This is a genomic window from Aeromonas sp. QDB14 (genome assembly GCF_027707845.1).
Taxonomy (GTDB): domain Bacteria; phylum Pseudomonadota; class Gammaproteobacteria; order Enterobacterales; family Aeromonadaceae; genus Aeromonas; species Aeromonas caviae.
Genome location: NZ_JAPCJD010000013.1, coordinates 1 through 18,210, shown reverse-complemented (window position 1 = coordinate 18,210; position 18,210 = coordinate 1). Strand labels below are relative to the sequence as shown.

16 protein-coding genes are annotated in these 18,210 nt (G+C 60.6%); 9 read left to right on the top strand and 7 right to left on the bottom strand.

The genetic code is table 11. From position 1 onward, the window contains the following. Positions 1 to 79: 79 nt before the first annotated feature. The gene (gene pdxR, locus PG887_RS06415; protein ID WP_270821365.1) at positions 80 to 1,507 is read right to left on the bottom strand and encodes a MocR-like pyridoxine biosynthesis transcription factor PdxR; all 1,428 of its coding nucleotides are present in this window, start codon (positions 1,505 to 1,507) and stop codon (positions 80 to 82) included. 252 nt (positions 1,508 to 1,759) lie between these two features. Here pdxR and PG887_RS06410 point away from each other — a divergent pair, with 252 nt between their 5' ends. The 3 genes from PG887_RS06410 to PG887_RS06400 are packed head-to-tail and all read left to right on the top strand — an operon-like array spanning position 1,760 to position 3,440. Beyond that, positions 1,760 to 2,227, top strand: a complete 468-nt coding sequence (locus tag PG887_RS06410; protein WP_039040571.1) for an OsmC family protein — start codon at positions 1,760 to 1,762, stop codon at positions 2,225 to 2,227. A gap of 18 nt (positions 2,228 to 2,245) precedes the next feature. Further along, positions 2,246 to 2,683 (top strand): rhodanese-like domain-containing protein, encoded by a 438-nt coding sequence (locus PG887_RS06405; protein ID WP_270821364.1) that lies wholly within the window; start codon positions 2,246 to 2,248, stop codon positions 2,681 to 2,683. 28 nt (positions 2,684 to 2,711) lie between these two features. Then, a complete protein-coding gene (locus PG887_RS06400; RefSeq protein WP_202016258.1) occupies positions 2,712 to 3,440 on the top strand; it encodes a GNAT family N-acetyltransferase in 729 nt (242 codons plus the stop codon). 125 nt (positions 3,441 to 3,565) lie between these two features. Here the strand turns inward: PG887_RS06400 and ybaK are convergent, their stop codons facing one another. After that, on the bottom strand, positions 3,566 to 4,036 hold the full coding sequence (gene ybaK, locus PG887_RS06395) for a Cys-tRNA(Pro) deacylase (protein WP_010675694.1): 471 nt from the start codon (positions 4,034 to 4,036) through the stop codon (positions 3,566 to 3,568). A gap of 181 nt (positions 4,037 to 4,217) precedes the next feature. Here ybaK and PG887_RS06390 point away from each other — a divergent pair, with 181 nt between their 5' ends. Beyond that, positions 4,218 to 5,699 carry a sensor domain-containing diguanylate cyclase gene (locus PG887_RS06390; protein WP_270821362.1) on the top strand — a complete coding sequence of 494 codons (1,482 nt, stop codon included), beginning with the start codon at positions 4,218 to 4,220 and terminating at the stop codon, positions 5,697 to 5,699. Positions 5,700 to 5,865: 166 nt separating this feature from the next. On the opposite strand, the gene ppc is transcribed toward PG887_RS06390, so the two are convergent. Both ppc and argE read right to left on the bottom strand, forming a co-directional pair. Then, positions 5,866 to 8,499 (bottom strand): phosphoenolpyruvate carboxylase, encoded by a 2,634-nt coding sequence (ppc, locus tag PG887_RS06385; RefSeq protein WP_010675692.1) that lies wholly within the window; start codon positions 8,497 to 8,499, stop codon positions 5,866 to 5,868. A 213-nt stretch (positions 8,500 to 8,712) separates the two neighbouring features. Next, positions 8,713 to 9,858, bottom strand: a complete 1,146-nt coding sequence (gene argE / locus PG887_RS06380; protein ID WP_201933081.1) for an acetylornithine deacetylase — start codon at positions 9,856 to 9,858, stop codon at positions 8,713 to 8,715. Between the two features lie 261 nt (positions 9,859 to 10,119). Between argE and argC the strand changes: the two genes are divergently transcribed. The 5 genes from argC to argH all read left to right on the top strand — a co-directional run bounded on the left by argC (position 10,120) and on the right by argH (position 15,753). Continuing rightward, positions 10,120 to 11,127, top strand: coding sequence for an N-acetyl-gamma-glutamyl-phosphate reductase (gene argC / locus PG887_RS06375; protein ID WP_010675690.1), 1,008 nt, complete (start codon positions 10,120 to 10,122; stop codon positions 11,125 to 11,127). A gap of 23 nt (positions 11,128 to 11,150) precedes the next feature. Further along, positions 11,151 to 11,930 (top strand): acetylglutamate kinase, encoded by a 780-nt coding sequence (gene argB, locus PG887_RS06370; RefSeq protein ID WP_010675689.1) that lies wholly within the window; start codon positions 11,151 to 11,153, stop codon positions 11,928 to 11,930. A 25-nt stretch (positions 11,931 to 11,955) separates the two neighbouring features. Further along, a complete protein-coding gene (locus tag PG887_RS06365; RefSeq protein ID WP_010675688.1) occupies positions 11,956 to 12,873 on the top strand; it encodes an ornithine carbamoyltransferase in 918 nt (305 codons plus the stop codon). Positions 12,874 to 12,929: 56 nt separating this feature from the next. After that, complete coding sequence (locus PG887_RS06360; RefSeq protein WP_010675687.1) at positions 12,930 to 14,165, top strand: argininosuccinate synthase; 1,236 nt, start codon at positions 12,930 to 12,932, stop codon at positions 14,163 to 14,165. Between the two features lie 202 nt (positions 14,166 to 14,367). Then, positions 14,368 to 15,753, top strand: coding sequence for an argininosuccinate lyase (argH, locus tag PG887_RS06355; protein WP_270821361.1), 1,386 nt, complete (start codon positions 14,368 to 14,370; stop codon positions 15,751 to 15,753). A gap of 113 nt (positions 15,754 to 15,866) precedes the next feature. Here the strand turns inward: argH and PG887_RS06350 are convergent, their stop codons facing one another. The 3 genes from PG887_RS06350 to PG887_RS06340 all read right to left on the bottom strand — a co-directional run bounded on the left by PG887_RS06350 (position 15,867) and on the right by PG887_RS06340 (position 17,989). Further along, a complete protein-coding gene (locus PG887_RS06350; protein ID WP_270821360.1) occupies positions 15,867 to 16,589 on the bottom strand; it encodes a hypothetical protein in 723 nt (240 codons plus the stop codon). Between the two features lie 16 nt (positions 16,590 to 16,605). Next, positions 16,606 to 17,037 (bottom strand): hypothetical protein, encoded by a 432-nt coding sequence (locus PG887_RS06345; RefSeq protein WP_216987113.1) that lies wholly within the window; start codon positions 17,035 to 17,037, stop codon positions 16,606 to 16,608. Between the two features lie 247 nt (positions 17,038 to 17,284). After that, complete coding sequence (locus PG887_RS06340) at positions 17,285 to 17,989, bottom strand: tetratricopeptide repeat protein (RefSeq protein ID WP_270821359.1); 705 nt, start codon at positions 17,987 to 17,989, stop codon at positions 17,285 to 17,287. Between the last annotated feature and the right edge of the window lie 221 nt (positions 17,990 to 18,210).

Below are 18,210 nucleotides of genomic sequence, written 5' to 3'. Positions count from 1 at the left end.
TTGTGCCCAGTATAGACGGGCCATTCCCGTCGACACAGCGCTATCAGGCTCTGGCAGATCTGACCTCTTGAGAAGGGGGTCATGCGGATTTCATCAAGAGACCCAGGCGACGGCATAGCTGACGCAGCGTCTGGTTGTCGAGGCAGCCAAAGCCGAGCAGCCACCCTTCCAGCGTCGGCGGGCCCAGGTAGAACTGGCCCAGATGGCGCAGCCCCAGCCCGCAGGCGTTGGCGGCATCGGTCCAGCGCGCCTCGCCACCGGGGGGCAGCAGCACGGCGCACTGCAGGCCGGCGCCGCTGTGGATGGGAGTGAGCCCCGGGCAGTGCTCTGCCAGTTCCGCCAGCAGCAGATCCCGTCTGCTCTGGTAGAGGAGGCGGCTCTGTCGCAGGTGGGTGGCGAAGTGCCCGCCCCGGATGAAGTCTGCCGTGACCGCTTGCTGCAACTGGTTGCTGTGGCCGTCGACGGCGGCCCGGGCGCGGCAGAAGGAGTCCATCAGCGGCCTGGGCAGCACCAGGTAGGCGAGGCGCAGCGAGCCGAACAGCACCTTGCTGAAGGTGCCCACATAGATCACCCGCCCCTGGCCGTCGAGCCCCTGCAGAGCGGGCAGGGGACGCTGATCATACTGGTACTCCCCGTCGTAATCGTCCTCCAGGATCCAGGCGCCGTGACGCTCTGCCTCGGCCAGCAGCGCCATGCAGCGGGGCAGGCTCATGGGGACGCCAAGGGGATACTGGTGTGCCGGGGTGCAGTAGATGAGGCGCGGCGCAGGATGATCCCCATGAGGGTTGAGCCCCTCTTCATCCACCGGCACCGGATGCACCCGGGCACCGGCGCTCTCCATGGCGGTGCGAGCCCCGGGATAACCGGGGTCTTCCACCCAGACGGTGTCACCGGCATCGATGAGCAACTGGGTCGCCAGCAGGATCCCCTGCTGGGAGCTGGTGAGGATCAGGATCTGATCCGGCTCGCACACCACGCCGCGTGATTGCACCAGATAGCTGCTGATGGCGGCGCGAAGTTCCCCAAGCCCCTGGGGATCCCCGTAGTTCATCCAGTCGCTGGCGCGCTGGCGCCACTGTTGCTGCATCAACCGACCCCAGAGTGCCTGGGGGAAGAGACGGGGATCCGGCTGGCTGGAAGTAAAGGTGGTGCCCACCTCGGGCACGTCGTGACAGGCGCCACCCAGGGCCATCTCCTGGCCGCGACGGGAGAGGCCAGCCGCTGACTGGGGCGGGCGCGGCGCGGGGCGCACCGCCGCCAGGGCGACAAAGCTGCCGGCGCCCACCTTGCGCACCAGATACCCCTCCGCCTCAAGCCGGCCATAGGCCAGTTCCACCGTGCTGCGGGAGATCCCGAGATCCCGGGCCAGGAGACGGCTGGCGGGCAGGCGGCTGTGCAGGGGCAGGTGGCCCGCCAGGATGGCCTCGCGCAGGGTACGCACCAGTTGTTCGTGCAGGGGCAGATCCCCTTGCTGCTGGCTGGCGAAGAGCGTTGGCAGAACGGTCATGGTGTGCTCCCGTTGGCTCGGGGGTTGCACCCCTTTCGAGGCAGGGAGCCTGCCCGCAGGGCATGGCGCGGCAGTGGGGCTGGCGACCGACGGGCAGAGCGGGTGGGGTGGGTGGTCATGGTGGCGGCTCGATGAAATTGGTCTGCCCATATTGGCAAAATTGGTCGGCGTGGCAAGGCCATTTTGTCGCTACATTGGTGGTCACAGGGTGGCGCCAGCAGGCGGCACGGATTGGCAACACAAGGAGTCTGCATGTCGGAATACAGTGCCACCATCAGTTGGCAGCGGGGGGAGCACGAGCCCTTCGTCGATCAGCGTTACAGCCGGGCCCATGAGTGGGCGTTTGATGGCGGGGTCAGGGTGCCGGCCTCCTCCTCTCCCCATGTGGTGCCGCTGCCCTACTCGGTGGCGGAACATGTGGACCCGGAAGAGGCGTTTGTGGCGGCCCTGTCCAGTTGCCACATGCTCACCTTCCTCTGGCTGGCGGCGAAGGCGGGCTATCGGGTAGAGAGCTACCGGGACGAAGCGGTCGGCATCATGGCGAAAAACGGGCAAGGTCGCCTCGCCATGACCCGGGTCACCCTGCGTCCCAGGGTGATCTTCGGGGGAGAGCGGGAGCCCGCCCTGGCCGATCTGGAGCAGTTGCACCACCAGGCTCATGAGGAGTGCTTCATCGCCAACTCGGTCAACACCGTCGTCACCACAGAGATCGTCATCTAGTCATCAGGAGCGTTCAGGATGAGTCATGTATTGAGCACAGGGGTGGCAGGGGCCGCCGAAGCCAGCGCCTTTTTCGAGGCCCAGCTGAAGTTTCGTACCGATCCGGCGGATCTGGCCGCCGAGCTGCTGGCCGGGGCGGCGGGGATCGTGGTCATCGATACCCGCTCCCCCGCACACTATGCCGAGGGGCACATTCCCGGCGCCATCTCCTTCCCCCACAGGACCATGACGGCGTCGACCACGGCGTTACTGGACCGGAACCTGGTGTATGTCTGCTATTGCGACGGCATCGGCTGCAACGGTTCGACCCAGGGGGCCTACAAGCTGGCATCCCTCGGGTTTGAGGTCAAGGAGTTGATAGGGGGTCTGCACTGGTGGCGTCAGGACGGTTTCGCCGTCGCCACGGGCAGCGAGCCCGGAGTGCTGCTAGAAGGGGGAATTGCCTGTGCCTGTTGAACGTTGCAATGAGGGGGGCGACGCCTCTCTGTCCGGCGCCGCCCTTTTCAACGACTTTGGGCAGCCTCTGGGGCGTGCGCTGCCAGAATGGCGCGGCGCCGAGTTCCCTCCCCACCGTGCACTGCATGGCTGGGGCTGTCGTCTCGAGCCCCTTGATCCCGAGCGCCACCTGGGGGATCTGTGGCAGGCATTCAGTGCCGACAGCGGGGCCATGTGGACTTACCTGACCAGCGGCCCTTTCGCGGACGAGGCCGCCATGGGGGTCTGGCTGCGGGAGGTCGCCACCAAGCGGGATCCCCAGTTCTACGGCATCATCGACGAGGGGAGCGGACGGGCGCTGGGACTGGCGAGCTACCTGCGCATCGATCCCCTGGCGGGCAGCATCGAGGTGGGCTGGCTGCACTTCTCCCCCGCCATGCAGCAGTCACGGCTGGCGACGGCGGCCATGGTGTTGATGATGGCCAATGCCTTTGCTCTGGGATACCGGCGCTACGAGTGGAAGTGCAATGCCCTGAACCTGCCTTCGCGCCAGGCGGCCCTGCGCCTCGGCTTTCACTATGAGGGGACCTTCCGTCAGGCGCGGGTGGACAAGGGACACAACCGGGATACGGCCTGGTTCTCCGTCATCGACAGCGAGTGGCCCGCCCTGAAAGGGTGCTTCGAGCGCTGGCTGGAGGACGGCAACTTCGACCATGCCGGGCGTCAGCGTCGCCGACTCTCCGAACTGACCGCCGCCTGCCGCTCTGGGGCGTGTTGAGGGCGGCAGATCACCCGCCGGGACGGGGCGGTTTCCGGTCGGGTTCCTTGGGCGCTTCGCACACAAATCGCCAGATCCGACATCCAGACGCAAGAGGCGCCAGTCATGGCGCCTCTTTTGTTTGTTCAGTCGTGGTGATCGCCGATGGGGGCCGCAATCCAGTTCATCAGCCGGACCATGTCCCCGGGGGCCACGCCGACCGAGAGCCCCCGCTTGCCACCGCTCACCAGGATCTCGTCGAAGGCCATGGCGGAGTCGTCCAGCACGGTGGGCAGCAGCTTCTTCTGGGCCAGGGGGCTGATGCCGCCCACCTTGTAGCCGGTCAGCTTTTCGGCTTCCGCCGGCTTCATCATCTCCACCTTCTTGAGTCCGGTGGCCTTGGCGAGCTGCTTGAGGCTGCACATGCCCGAGGAGGGTACGATGGCCACCACCGCCTGCTTGTCGTGATGCGCGAGCAGGGTCTTGAACACCTGCGCCTCGGGCAGGCCCAGCTGGGTAGCGGCATGTTTGCCGAAGTCGTCGTGGGCTTCGCACTCGTAGGGGTAGAGCCTGTGGGGGATCTTGAGCTTTTTCAGCAAGTTGATGGCGGGTGTCATGGGGTCTCCTCGAACCGTGGCAAGGCCAGACAGTCTGCGCCCGGGAGCCGGATGTGGCAAGAACCAGTCTTCACACCCAATCGGGGCCTGTGTTAGCGTAACCGGGTGCCGGATCCTATGATTTGGGCACTTGTCCCCGCATTCCAATGCAATGCGCCGGCGATCGAAAGGAATCGTAGCCATGAATACCACAGCACTTTGCGCTCGCGATATCGACGCGATGGATCGATATGAGACCCTTGCCAGGCTGACCGCCCTTGATCGGGCCTATGGCATGGTCGAGTTCGATCTCGATGGTCGCATGGTGTCGGTCAACCCCCTGTTTTGCGACATGCTGGGCTATCCCCCCGAAGCGCTGGTGGGCCAGTCCCATCTCATGCTGTTGCCGCCGGATCTGCAGGCCGAGCATGATCTCTTCTGGCAGAGGGTATTGGGTGGCGAGATCCAGTCGGGGGAGTTTCGCCGGGTCAGGCAAGGTGGCAGCCCCCTCTGGCTCCATGCCACCTACATGCCCGTGAGCGACGAGGCCGGCACCCTGCTGGGGGTGGTCAAGCTGGCGCACGACATTACCTCGGCTGTGATGGCCAAGCAGCGGGTCGAGCAGCAGAGCCAGCTGTTTGACATCGTGGTGGCCGCGCACCAGAGTTTTCTGCTCGATCGCAATCTCGGCTCCGCCTGCGATACCGTCTTCGAGCGCCTGCTGAGCGTGAGCGAGAGCTCCTATGGTTTCATCGGCATCATCCAGTACGAGGATGGTCGTCCCAGTCTCTATGTCCCCTCCATCTCCAATGTCTCCTGGGACGAGGCGACCCACGCCTGGTATGAGCAGCAGCGCCAGAGTCGGGGCGGGCTCATCTTCAGCAAGCTCGACAACCTGTTTGGGCACGTGGTGACCCACAATACCCTGGTGTGCTGCAACGATCTGCCGAGCCATCCAGCCAGTCGCGGTGTCTCCCCCCGTGGTCATGCGCACCTGGAGAGCTTCCTCGGCATTCCCATCCGCCACAAGGGAGAGGCGATCGGCATGATCGCTCTGGCCAACCGCCCGGGTGGCTTTGACGAGACCCATGTCAGCCTGCTCGAGCCCCTCACCACGGCCCTTGGCACCCTTATCCACGCCCGCAACCTGGAGGACGAGCGCAGCCGCATGGAGCGGGTGCTGCGCTTCAACGCCGAGCACGATTTCTTGACCAAGCTGCCCAACCGCAGCAGCTTCTTCCAGCAGGCCAACGTGCTGCTGGATCACGTCCAGCACCATCCCGCCGAAGGGGAGGCCTGCTGCCTGGCCTTGATAGATATCGACTTCTTCAAGCAAATCAATGATGTATATGGACACCTTGCCGGAGATGCCGTGCTGGCGTCGCTGGCGGGGCTCCTGATGCAGGCGGTGCGCAGCAAGGATCTGGTGGCGCGCTTTGGCGGGGAGGAGTTCATCTTGCTGCTGCGGGGCACGACCCTTGAGGAGGCACACAGCATCATGGAGCGCATCCGGCATCAGGTGGAGCAGCACACCTTCCTGTACCAGCACCAGGCGATCACCGTCACCATCAGCGTGGGGATCACGCCCTATCAGATGAGTTACAGGCGCATGGATGACTGGCTTCAATGCGTGGACCAGCGACTTTACGAGGCAAAACGTCGGGGTCGCAACCAGGTCTCCTGATGAGAGGCCATATCGCGAAATAAAACAGGGCGCCATCATGGCGCCCTGTTTGTTGTGGATGTTTTTTTCCCTTAGAGGGGGCTGTGCTGGCGGCAATATCGGGATCCCCGTGCCCGGCAGAGATGAAAAAGGGCGCCGGGGCGCCCTTGTTTGCAACGGTCCGGGATCAACCGGTGTTGCGCATGCCGGCGGCGATGCCGGCGATGGTGACCATCAGCGCCTGATCCAGCTCGGGGTGCAGGGTCTCCGGGTGGTTGCGGGAGCGATTGAGCAGCTCGGCCTGCAGCACGTTGAGCGGGTCTGTGTAGGGGTTGCGCAGCTTGATGGACTCCTTGATCCAGGGCTGATCGTCCAGCAGGTCGCCCTGCGGGCGCAGTTTCAGCACCACTTCGATGGAGTCGGCAAGCTCCTGACGCAGCTGCTTGCCGAGTGCCCACAGGTTCTCCGGCACCAGGCGGGTGTCATAGTATTCCGCCAGCCAGAGGTCGGCCTTGAGGAACACCATCTCCAGCATCTCGAGACGGGTGCGGAAGAAGGGCCACTGGCGGCTCATCTCGTCCAGCACGCTCTTCTGGCCGTCGTCGATGGCCTGTTGCAATCCCTTGTGGGCGCCGAGCCAGGCCGGCAGCATCAGCCGGTTCTGGGTCCATGCGAAGATCCAGGGGATGGCGCGCAGGCTCTCGACACCGCCGTTGGGCTTGCGCTTGGCGGGGCGGGAACCGAGCGGCAGCTTGCCGAGCTCCATCTCCGGGGTGGCAGCACGGAAGTAAGGTACGAAGTCCGGGTGACCGCGCACGATACTGCGGTAGTGATCGCAGGAGACAGACGCCAGCTGCTCCATCACGGCGCGCCAGCTCTCTTTCGGCTTGGGCGGCGGCAGCAGGTTCCCCTCCAGCACGGCGCTGGTGTAGAGGTTCAGGCTCTGGATGGCCACCTTCGGCAAGCCGAACTTGAAGCGGATCATCTCCCCCTGTTCGGTTACCCGCAGGCCGCCGCGCAGGGATCCCGGGGGTTGCGACAGGATCGCCTGATGGGCGGGGGCGCCGCCACGGCCGACGGTACCGCCGCGGCCATGGAACAGGGTGAGGCGGATGTTGTTGGCTTCAGCCAGCGCCACCAAGGATTCCATGGCGGCGTACTGGGCCCAGCCTGCGGCCATCATGCCCGCATCCTTGGCGGAGTCGGAGTAGCCGATCATCACGTACTGACGGCCCTGGATGTAACCGCGATACCAGTCCACCGACAGCAGGCGTTCCATCACGGCGGTACCCGCCATCAGGTCTTCCTGGGTCTCGAACAGCGGGGCAACCGGCATGCGGAACTTGCAGCCAGCTTCCTTCAGCAACAGCTGGACCGCCAAGACATCGGACGGGGCACCGGCCATGGAGATGATGTAGATGCCGAACGCATCGGGGTCGTGCTGGGCGATGACGCGACAGGTGTCGATGGTCTCGCGGGTCTCGGCACTGGGATCCCAGTCGCTCGGGATGAGGGGGCGGCGGGAGTTCAGCTCGCGCAGCAGGAAGGCCTGCTTGTCCTCTTCGCTCCACTCGGCGTAGTCGCCCACACCCAGGTAGCGGGTCAGCTCGGAGAAGACCTGGCCGTGACGCTCGCCATCCTGACGGATGTCCAGCTTGACCAGGTGGATGCCGAAGCAGGCCAGCTTGCGCAGCACGTCCAGCAGCATGCCGTCGGCGATGTTGCCCATGCCGCAGGCGTGCAGGGAGTGGTAGCAGAGCTCCAGGGGCTCGCGCAGCTGGGCGGTGCTCTTGACCAGATCCCGGCTCTCGCTCGCCTGGCCCTGTACCTTGGCGGTCAGGTACTCCTGGGTCTCGCGCAGTTGCTCGCGCAGCTCGCGTACCAGGGCGCGATAGGGTTCCGGGTTATCACCGACCCGGGCACGCACGGCGTCAGTGCAATCGGCCATGGAGAGCTCGGAGGTGAGCTCCTTGATGTCCTTGTAGAACAGGCTCACCGCCATCCAGCGGCCCAGCTCCAGCACTTCGGCGGTCACCTTGGCGGTGACGAAGGGGTTGCCGTCGCGGTCACCGCCCATCCAGGAGGTGAACTTGACCGGCGCGGCGTCCAGCGGCAGCCGCACACCCAGATGGTGTTGCAGGCGCTCGTCCAGATTGCGCATGAATTCGGGGATGGCCGGCCACAGGCTGTTTTCCACCACGGCGAAGCCCCACTTGGCTTCGTCCACCGGGGTCGGGCGCTGTTCGCGGATCTCGTTGGTGTGCCAGGCCTGGTTGACCAGTTGCTCGATGCGACTCTGGATCTTGTCCCGCTCGCGGGGCAGCAGATCGGAGAGTTCCAGGGCCTCGAGGCAGTCGTTGAGCTGCACGTGCTTGTGGATCAGGGTACGACGGGTCACCTCGGTGGGGTGAGCGGTCAGCACCAGATCGATGTCCAGCTCGCGCACGGCCTGGATGATGGCCTCCTGGGACAGGTTGGAGGCTTTCAGCTTGTCGAACATCTGCTCCAGCGGGTCCGGGGTGCAGACCTGCTCTTCGCAGCGACGGGAGATGGTGTGGAACTGCTCCGCCACGTTCGCCAGGTTGAGGAACTGGCTGAAGGCACGGGCCACGGGCAGCAGTTCGTCATCGGAGAGGGTACGCAGGGTGTCGAGCAGGCGCTCTCTGTCAGCCTCGTTCCCCTTGCGGGAAGACTTGGCCAGTTGGCGAATGGTCTCAATCTTGTCGAGGAAGGCCTGCCCCTGATGATCCTTGATGGATTTACCCAGCAGTTGGCCCAACATGCCTACGTTGGCCCGTAGTGCGGCGTACTTTTCGTTCATTCCACATCCTTATTTTGTTGGTGCCTCCTGACCTTCCAGGCGGGAGGCGACCTCACTTATTGTTGTGCGATTACAACATATGCTCCGTCATCTTAGGGGGACAATCTACCCAGATTGTCTGCGCAAGGTCAAATAACAAGCCGATTCAGAACATGTATTTTCCTCACCTGTCCCAAGGCGCCTGTCATGTAACTTACTTACATCCCTGTTTGGCTAGACGCAGAAGCGCCGGAGCAGGTGCTGCAGCACCGCCGTGGTCGGTTTGACGAACGACAGATCCAGGTATTCATCGGGCTGGTGGGCCTGGGTGATATGGCCTGGGCCCATCACTATGGTCTCGCAACCCAGCTGCTGGATAAAGGGGGCTTCGGTGCAATAGTTCACGGACTCGGCGGCCCGGCCGCTCGCCTTTTCCGCCTCCCGCACCAGCTCGGAGTCATCCTGGCAGGCATAGGCCGGAATGGGTTCGTGCAGGTGCTGCAGGTGCAGGCAGCCGGGCTGGTGGATCTCGATGGGGGAGAGCGCCTCTTTCAACATGCCCATCAGCTCGTCGGGGCCCACCTGCGGGGTGGGGCGCATGTCGATGTGCAGCTCGCAGCAGCCGCAGATGCGGTTTGGGCTGTCGCCCCCCTGGATGTAGCCGAGGTTCAGGGTGGGCTGGGGCACGGCGAAGCGGTGATCCGCGTACTTCTCCTTCAGATCCCGCTGCAGCTTGAGCACCTGACCCATGGCCTTGTGCATGATCTCCATGGCATTGACGCCGTTGGCGGGATCCGAACTGTGGCCGCTTCGGCCTGTGATGCGAATGGCTTCCGACATGTGGCCTTTGTGGGCCACCACGGGCACCAGCCCGGTGGGTTCGCCGATCACCGCGTAGTCGGGTTTGAGTTCGGCTGCGGCGGCGATAGCGCGGGCCCCGGCCATGGTGGTCTCTTCATCGGCGGTGGCAAGAATGCGCAGCGGTTTGCTCAGGGTCTTGAGGTCGACCTCCTTGAGCGCTTCCACGATAAAGGCGAAGAAGCCCTTCATGTCGATGGTGCCGAGCCCGTACAGGCGGTTGCCCTCTTCGGTCACCTTGAAGGGGTCTTTGGTCCAGGCTCCTTCATCGAAGGGAACCGTATCCGTGTGACCTGCGAGCAGCAGCCCCCCTTCTCCCTGACCATAGGTTGCCACCAGGTTGAACTTGCCCGGCAGATCCGGCAGGGCCGTCACCTCGCACTGGAATCCAAGCTGGCCGAACCAGTCGGCCAGCAGCCGGATTACCGCCTCATTGCTCTGATCCCAGCGAGTATCCGTGCTGCTGATAGAGGGAATCGCAATAATATTCTTATAAAGTGAAAAAAAATCCAGTTTGGCCATCAGCTCCTCCTTGCGTCCCCGGAGTGTTTCTGTTAGAAAATACAAATGCAAAGTGAATGCATGAATATTCTATTCGAGTGCTCATCGACAAGGCCTCTAGTTGTAAGGGAAAGTTAATGTTCTGTCACCTGATCTGTAACCGACGACGCATATCCGCCTGAATTGCCCCTCCGCACTCGTTGCATTAAAGGGGCGATAGCCGACCCCTTGCACCGCAGCACCATGCTGTGAATTTCGAACCCAGACTTGGAATACTCAAACATGCTTAAGACCGTTATCGTCGGTGCCAGTGGCTACGCGGGGGCCGAACTGGCCGCTCTGGTCCAGAACCATCCACAACTCGAGCTGTTCGGCCTCTATGTTTCCGCCGGCAGCCAGGACGCCCACAAACGTTTCTCTTCCCTGCATCCCCAGTGGGTGGGCAAGCTGGATCAGCCGCTGCTGCCTCTGGACGAAGACGGCATGACCCGGATCCTGACCCAGGCCGATCTGGTGGTGCTGGCTACTGCTCACGAGGTGAGTGCGGAACTCGCGCCCAAGTTCCTGGCCAAGGGGTTGCCGGTGTTCGATCTCTCCGGTGCCTTCCGGGTCAACGATCAGCAGTTCTACTCCTCCTTCTACGGCTTCACCCACGAAAATGAGCAGTGGCTGGAGCAGGCCGCCTACGGTCTGGCCGAGTGGAATGCCGATGCCGTCAAGGCCGCTCAGCTGATTGCCGTGCCGGGATGCTACCCGACCGCCTCCCTGTGCGCCCTCAAGCCGCTGCAACAGGCCGGGCTGATTGCCCAGGGGTGGCAGCCCATCATCAATGCGGTTTCCGGCGTCTCCGGGGCCGGTCGCAAGGCCGCCATCAACACCAGTTTCTGCGAAGTGAGCCTCAATCCCTACGGCACCTTCAATCACAGGCACCAGCCGGAGATCAGCCACCACCTCGGCAAGGAGGTGCTGTTCCAGCCCCACCTCGGCAATTATGTGCGGGGCATCCTGGCCACCATCTATGTGCAACTGGCAGAAGGGGTGACGCCGACCCAGGTGGATCAGGCCTACCTCAAGGCCTACGAAGGCAAGCCCCTGGTACGCCTCACCGGCCAGATGCCCTCCATCCGCGGCGTGGCGAGCACGCCCTACTGCGACATCGCCTGGCAGCAGCAGGGCAACATGCTGGTGGTGGTTTCTGCCATCGACAACCTGCTCAAGGGGGCAGCCTCGCAAGCCATGCAGTGCATAAATATCAAGTTTGGTTTTGAACCGGCCACCGGCCTGATTTAACGCTTTAAGAAAGGATCGAGAAGATGGACAAGCAGACGCTGGTAATCAAGTTGGGTGGTGCCCTGATCGAGAACGACGAGGCCCTGACCGCCCTGTTCGCCACCCTGAAGACCTTCCTGGATGATCAGCACCGTCCTCTGGTGCTGGTGCACGGTGGTGGCTGCCTGGTGGACGACCTGCTCAAGGGGCTGGGCATGACCTCCACCAAGAAGAACGGCCTGCGGGTGACCCCGTTCGAGCAGATCCCCGTGATTGCCGGTGCCCTGGCCGGGACCGCCAACAAGATGATGATGGCCAAGGCCATCTCCACCGGCATTCCTGCTGTGGGTCTGTGCCTCGCCGACGGCGGTCTGTGCCAGGTGACCCAGCTCGATCCGGATCTCGGTGCGGTCGGTGACTGCAAACCGGGCAACCCGGCGCTGGTGGCCGGCATCCTGGGGCAGGGCTTCCTGCCGGTGGTGAGCTCCATCGGCATCACCGCCGACGGACAGATGATGAACGTCAATGCGGATCAGGCGGCCACCGCCATCGCCGAAGCGCTGGGCGCCGATCTGGTGATGCTGTCGGATGTGAGCGGCATTCTGGATGGCAAGGGCAAGCTGGTGCCGCAACTGGACAAGCAGAGCGCGCTGGACCTGATGGAGAAGGGCGTTATCACGGACGGCATGGCCGTCAAGGTGAAAGCCGCCCTGCACGCCGCCGAAACCCTGGGCAAGCCGGTCTGTGTCGCCAGCTGGCGCTACCCGGATCAGCTGCTCAAGCTGCTGGCTGGCGGCGCGGTCGGCACCCAGGTCACCCTCTGATCTCCACCGGGAAAAGGACAATCCGATGCAACATCTTCTGAAAGACAGTGATTTAAGCAAGGCCCAGATCGAGGCGCTGCTGGCGCTTGGTAAAGCGGTCAAGGCCGATCCGAAGAAATACAGCCAGGCCCTGGCGGGCAAGAGCGTGGTCACCCTGTTCGAGAAGCCCTCCCTGCGTACCCGGGTCACCTTCGACATCGGCATCGCCAAACTGGGTGGTCACAGCGTCTATCTGGATCAGCAGAACGGGGCGCTCGGCAAGCGGGAGTCGGTGAAGGATTTCGCCAGCAACCTGTCCCGCTGGTGTGACGCCATCGTCGCTCGGGTGTTCGATCACCAGACCCTGGTCGAGCTGGCCGAGTTCGGCTCGGTGCCTGTGGTCAACAGCCTGTGCAACCTCTACCACCCCTGCCAGGGGCTGGCGGATTTCATGACCATCAGCGAGCACTACAGCGATCTGTCCAAGGTGAAGCTGGCCTATCTCGGCGATGGCAACAACGTGAGCCACTCCCTGCTGCTGCTGGGGGCGACCCTCGGCACCGACGTGACCCTGGTCTGCCCGAAAGGCCATGGCCCGGATACCCAGATCTTCCTGCAGGCCCAGGCGCTGGCAGCTCAATCTGGCGCGACCATACATATCAGCGATGATGTCGCGGATATCGAAGGCTTTGACGTGGTTTATACCGATACCTGGGTTTCCATGGGTGACAACACACCAATGGAGCAGGTAAAAGATATCTTCATGCCTTATCAGATCAACCAGGCCCTGCTCGATCGGACCGGCATCCAGCATGTGCTGCACTGCCAGCCGGCCCACCGGGAGCTGGAGATCACCTCGGAGGTCATGGACGGCCCAGCCTCCCTCATCATGGATGAGGCAGAAAACCGGATGCATATCCAGAACGCCGTGCTGCTGACCCTGTTCGGACAGGGCCAGAAGTAATCCGGCAACCGACCCGGAATCACCCCTTTTTATCGAATCATCACGGAGAGAAGTAAATGAGCGGAATCAACAAGATCGTACTGGCTTACTCGGGCGGACTGGATACCTCGGCCATCATTCCCTGGCTGAAGGAGCACTATGACGCTGAAATCATCGCCTTCGTCGCCGACGTGGGCCAGGAGCGTGACGATCTGGAAGGGATCGAGCAGAAGGCCATCGCCTCCGGCGCGGTCAAGTGCATCGTCAAGGATCTGCGGGAAGAGTTCGTCAAAGAGTATGTCTACCCGACCCTGAAGACCGGTGCAGTCTATGAAGGCACCTACCTGCTGGGTACCTCCATGGCTCGTCCGGTGATCGCCAAGGCCATGGTCGAGGCTGCCCTGGCAGAAGGGGCTGATGCCATCTCCCACGGTTGCACCGGCAAGGGCAACGACCAGGTGCGGTTCGAAGGGGCGGTAGCTGCTCTGGCGCCCCAGCTGAAAGTGATCGCCCCGTGGCGGTTGTGGGACATGCGCTCCCGGGAAGATCTGCTGGCCTATCTGGAAGCCCGCAACATCCCCTGCAAGGCGACCCTGAAGAAGATCTACAGCCGCGACGCCAACGCCTGGCACATCTCCACCGAGGGTGGCGAGCTGGAGAGCACCTGGAACGAGCCGTCCGAAGCCGTCTGGCAGTGGACCGTCTCTGCAGAGGATGCCCCGAACGAGCCGGAATACGTCAAGCTGACCGTGGCCAAGGGCGAAGTGGTCGCCGTTGACGATCAGCCGCTCAGCCCGCACCAGATCCTGACCACCCTGAACGAGCGTGCCGGCAAGCACGGCGTGGGCCGGATCGACATCACCGAGAACCGGATGGTGGGCATGAAGTCCCGTGGCTGTTACGAGACCCCGGGTGGTACCGTGATGGTTGCCGCACTGCGCGCCGTGGAAGAGCTGGTACTGGACAGACCGACCCGCGCCTGGCGGGAAAAGCTGGGTGCCGAGTTCTCCCACCTGGTGTATGACGGTCGCTGGTTCACCCCGCTGTGCAAGGCCATTGTCGCCTCCGCCAACGCCATCGCCGAGGAGCTCGACGGTGAAGTGGTGCTGAAGATGTACAAGGGTCAGGTCACCGCGGTGCAGAAGAAGTCGCCGAACAGCCTCTACTCCGAAGACTTCGCCACCTTCGGCGCCGACGAGGTGTACGACCAGAGCCATGCCGAAGGCTTTATCCGTCTCTACACCCTGGCGAGCCGGATCCGCGCCATGAAGGAGCAACATCAAGCCATCGGTGGTGACCACACCCACGGTTGAGTCGTCGCTGTGACCCGTTGATTCGAGGGGGCATGGCCCCCTCTTTTACAGGCAGAGAGGCCCTTTGCCATCATCATCGGGTGTGACAAGAGCGGCTGCGCCCTGGCCGCTTCTGTGAGATAACAGGCTCGCAGGAAAACCAGGCAAGATTTCAAGCTCGACGGCGCAAGACGCCGCCGGCAACGCATTCAAGGAGAGCAGTATGGCACTTTGGGGTGGACGCTTCAGTCAGGGAGCCGATAGCCGGTTCAAGCAGTTCAACGATTCCCTGCGGTTCGATTACCGCTTGGCGGAGCAGGATATCCAGGGCTCCATGGCCTGGGCTCGCGCCCTGGTCAAGGTCGGCGTGCTGACCGCCGATGAGCAAGGAAAACTGCAGCAGGCGATGGAGGTGCTGCTCGCCTCCGTGCAGCAGGATCCCGAGCAGATCCTGAGCTCGGATGCCGAAGACATCCACTCCTGGGTCGAGGGCAAGCTTATCGACGCCGTCGGCACCCTGGGCAAGAAGCTGCACACCGGCCGCTCACGCAACGATCAGGTCGCCACCGACCTCAAACTCTGGTGCAAGGCCCAGGGCGAGCTGCTGCTCGGCTCCATCACCGCCCTGCAACAGGGGCTGGTCGCCTCCGCCCGTGCCAACCAGGCCGCGGTGCTGCCGGGCTACACCCACCTGCAGCGTGCCCAGCCGGTCACCTATGCCCACTGGGCGCTGGCCTATGTGGAGATGCTGGAGCGGGATCACTCCCGGCTGCAGGATGCCCTCAAGCGCCTCGACACCAGCCCGCTCGGCTGCGGCGCCCTGGCGGGCACCGCCTACGCCATCGACCGGGAAGCGCTGGCGCTCGACATGGGCTTCAGTGGCGCCACCCGCAACAGCCTGGATTCGGTCTCAGACCGGGATCACGTGGTGGAGCTGATGCACGTGGCGTCGCTGTCCATGGCGCACCTGTCGCGCTTTGCCGAGGACCTCATCTTCTACAACACCGGCGAGGCGGGCTTTGTGGAGCTCTCCGACGCCGTCACCTCCGGCTCGTCGCTGATGCCCCAGAAGAAGAACCCGGACGCGCTCGAGCTCATTCGTGGCAAGACCGGCCGGGTGGTCGGCGCCCAGATGGGCATGCTGATGAGCCTCAAGGCGCTGCCCCTGGCCTACAACAAGGACATGCAGGAAGACAAGGAAGGGCTGTTCGACGCCCTCGACACCTGGCACGACTGCCTCGACATGGCGGCCCTGGTGCTGATCGATCTGAAGGTCAATGGCGAGCGCACCATGGCGGCGGCCCAGGGCGGCTATGCCAATGCCACCGAGCTGGCGGACTATCTGGTGGCCAAGGGCATTCCGTTCCGCGAGGCGCACCACATCGTCGGCGAGACCGTGGTCTACGCGATCGGGGTGAAGAAGCCCCTGGAGGAGCTGTCTCTGGCGGAGTTCCAGCGCTTCAGCCCCGTGGTGGGGGAGGATGTTTACCCGAACCTGGAGCTGGAAGCGACTCTGGCCAAGCGGGTTGCCAAGGGAGGCGTCGCTCGCGAGCAGATCGAATCGGCCCTCACCGCCGCCGAAGCCTGGCTGGCCAAACGGGCGGGTTAATCGCTGGTTGGGTATCTGTGTATAAAAAATGGCAACCAATGGTTGCCATTTTTAATGGTGCTAGTGTTATTAGTAGCGAGCTTGAATATATATTTAACATTCGTCATAATATTTTAGCGAAAAAACTCCATTGTTGCATCCTGAGGGTTTCGAGCCCCTTGAGCCCTTACCCAAATTCTAATACTGTCTTTCAATGGAATAACATAGTTAAAGTTATCGTCAAAACCTAACATGGCAGAATGATCAAATATGCCGAGTGCTTCGGAGAATGCACTTAAAATCCCTGCTTTAGAATTTAATTGCTGAGGGTTTCGTATGTATATTTCAGAGAACACTTTTACAATTGATGTTTCAATCATCGCAGAGAAAAACCAAGAGACGGGAACTTTGTAGCTAAAGACCCAGTTTGGACCATAATTTTCATTTATAGCTGCTCGCTCGCCAATGTTATAAGACCATCCCATTGACTCTTCAAGAGTGTTGCTTTTTGCTGCCCAGCAAGAGCTAATTATCAACCCCTTAATGTTTTTCCCATTTGTTTTTATTGTTTCACTTACTTTTTTTAGAGAGGCTTTTGCTATTCTATTACCGTCGCCATGTGCTCCTAAATACATTATCTGTCTATTTTCACTAGTGTTTACTAAATGCTGAACAGCATACTCAAGAGACTTTGCATCATAGAATGAACAGTCATAAATATTTAGTTGTCCTTCATTTAGTCTTCCATTAACAATACTTTTTACACCATGAAAATATGATGTGCAGCTTGCTTGAGAATGATTTTCTTTTGGGGGAAACCATGGTGCTTCAGCGATAAGAAGAGCAATGTTATTCATTTTTTATCCATTTTTATTAGCTGTTAATCATTGACCACTCTATTTCGTCTTCCTGTTGCCATGCTTCATTGTTCTGAATATGTATTCTTGGCTCCCACCCCTCTCGTAAACTGGGTTGCACAAAATCAGACAAGCGAACGCTGGTCCCAAATTCTTCAGTGAGATAATCCAGTAATGCCTCAAGATATGAATCAGGAAGACCAAACTGCGCGATAAAAACAGAGTATCCCGGGTGGCCAAATGAGATACTAAAGGTGTCAAATTTCCATATGGTAGCAGGACCAGTAACACGATGTTGCTTTATCCATTTTGCAGTGAATGACTGAACAAGTTGATTCCACCCCCCATTGGCATACAGTCCTGTAATCCTGTCGAGATCGATCTCAATAGCAGGAGTGAGCGTCCCTCGTTTAATGATGACTGTCGGATTACTGATTACTTTAGTCATAAATAGTCCTCTTTCTGGGGGGGGGGGATTTATAATCTTAAGCCGCATCAATGCATATCTTGGCTACTTGTGTTTTATTTTTAGTGTAAAAGCGTGATTTCCTCCACAAAAATAAATTTATACTCGGAAGTGCTTTTGACAAAGGCAGCTGAGTGAGCGTATTGAGAGTAATCGCTGTACTCTTTTGCTATTGGCCGCTAAATTTTTGGATATCGCTTATTGTTCTGATTGTTAACGAGCCTATATATTAAAGCTGCTGCCATGTCGGGCTACTGTCATGAGTTGAAGCTTGATGATACCAAAAATCAGCCTTAGAAGAGCTTTGTGAAACACCAAGACCAAGGGCGTAGTGAATAGCAAGTCGATATTGTGCAGATCGGTGCCCTTGTTTGGCTGCTTTACTAAACCAAGTTGCTGGCTGTAAGAGAGTGCTCTGACTGTATATAAAACAAGATGCTTGAATCCCCAGCCAAAATTGAACGTCGGGATCATCCAGGTCATCCAACTCGTAATATGAAATCATACTATCTAGATCGAATCCTGGAGGGTGAATGTCCTTCTCGGTTATTTTCCATAATTGCAATAATGCTTCCCTTACTCCTTGTGCTGCAGCCTTGCTCAGCCAGTAATATGCCAGCTCGTCGTCCTGAGGTACACCACTGCCAGAGAGGTAAAGTTTACCTAAGGATAGTTGTGCTTCGCCATACCCTTGCATGGCGGATTTTTTGTACCAAGTTGCGGCCTTGGCCGTGTTTTGTGTGACACCTAGGCCAGATAAATATAGCAATCCTAATTCGTATTGAGCGCCGAGATGCCCTGCGGCGGCGGCTCTATGGTAGTGATGATATGCCAGACGATAGCTTTGTTCTATACCTTGGCCAGATGCGCATTTTTGACCCAGGAAATAGTGCGCATGTGATAGTTTTTTGGCTGTTTTATCTGCAATAAACATAGCAAGCTCCTATATCTGGACGACTTGACTGGATAGTGGGGTCCTTAGCCTGACCAAGGGCGGGACCGAGAGAATATAGGTATAAAAGAATGGAAGAGCGCGAATTCAACTTCGAAGTGCGACACTCGCCTATGCCGCCTGACGGTACTCTTCGAATACCTTGACAGGCTGCCTGAATCCGAGACATTTCCGAGGTCGTAGGTTGAGCCACTGCTCCGCTC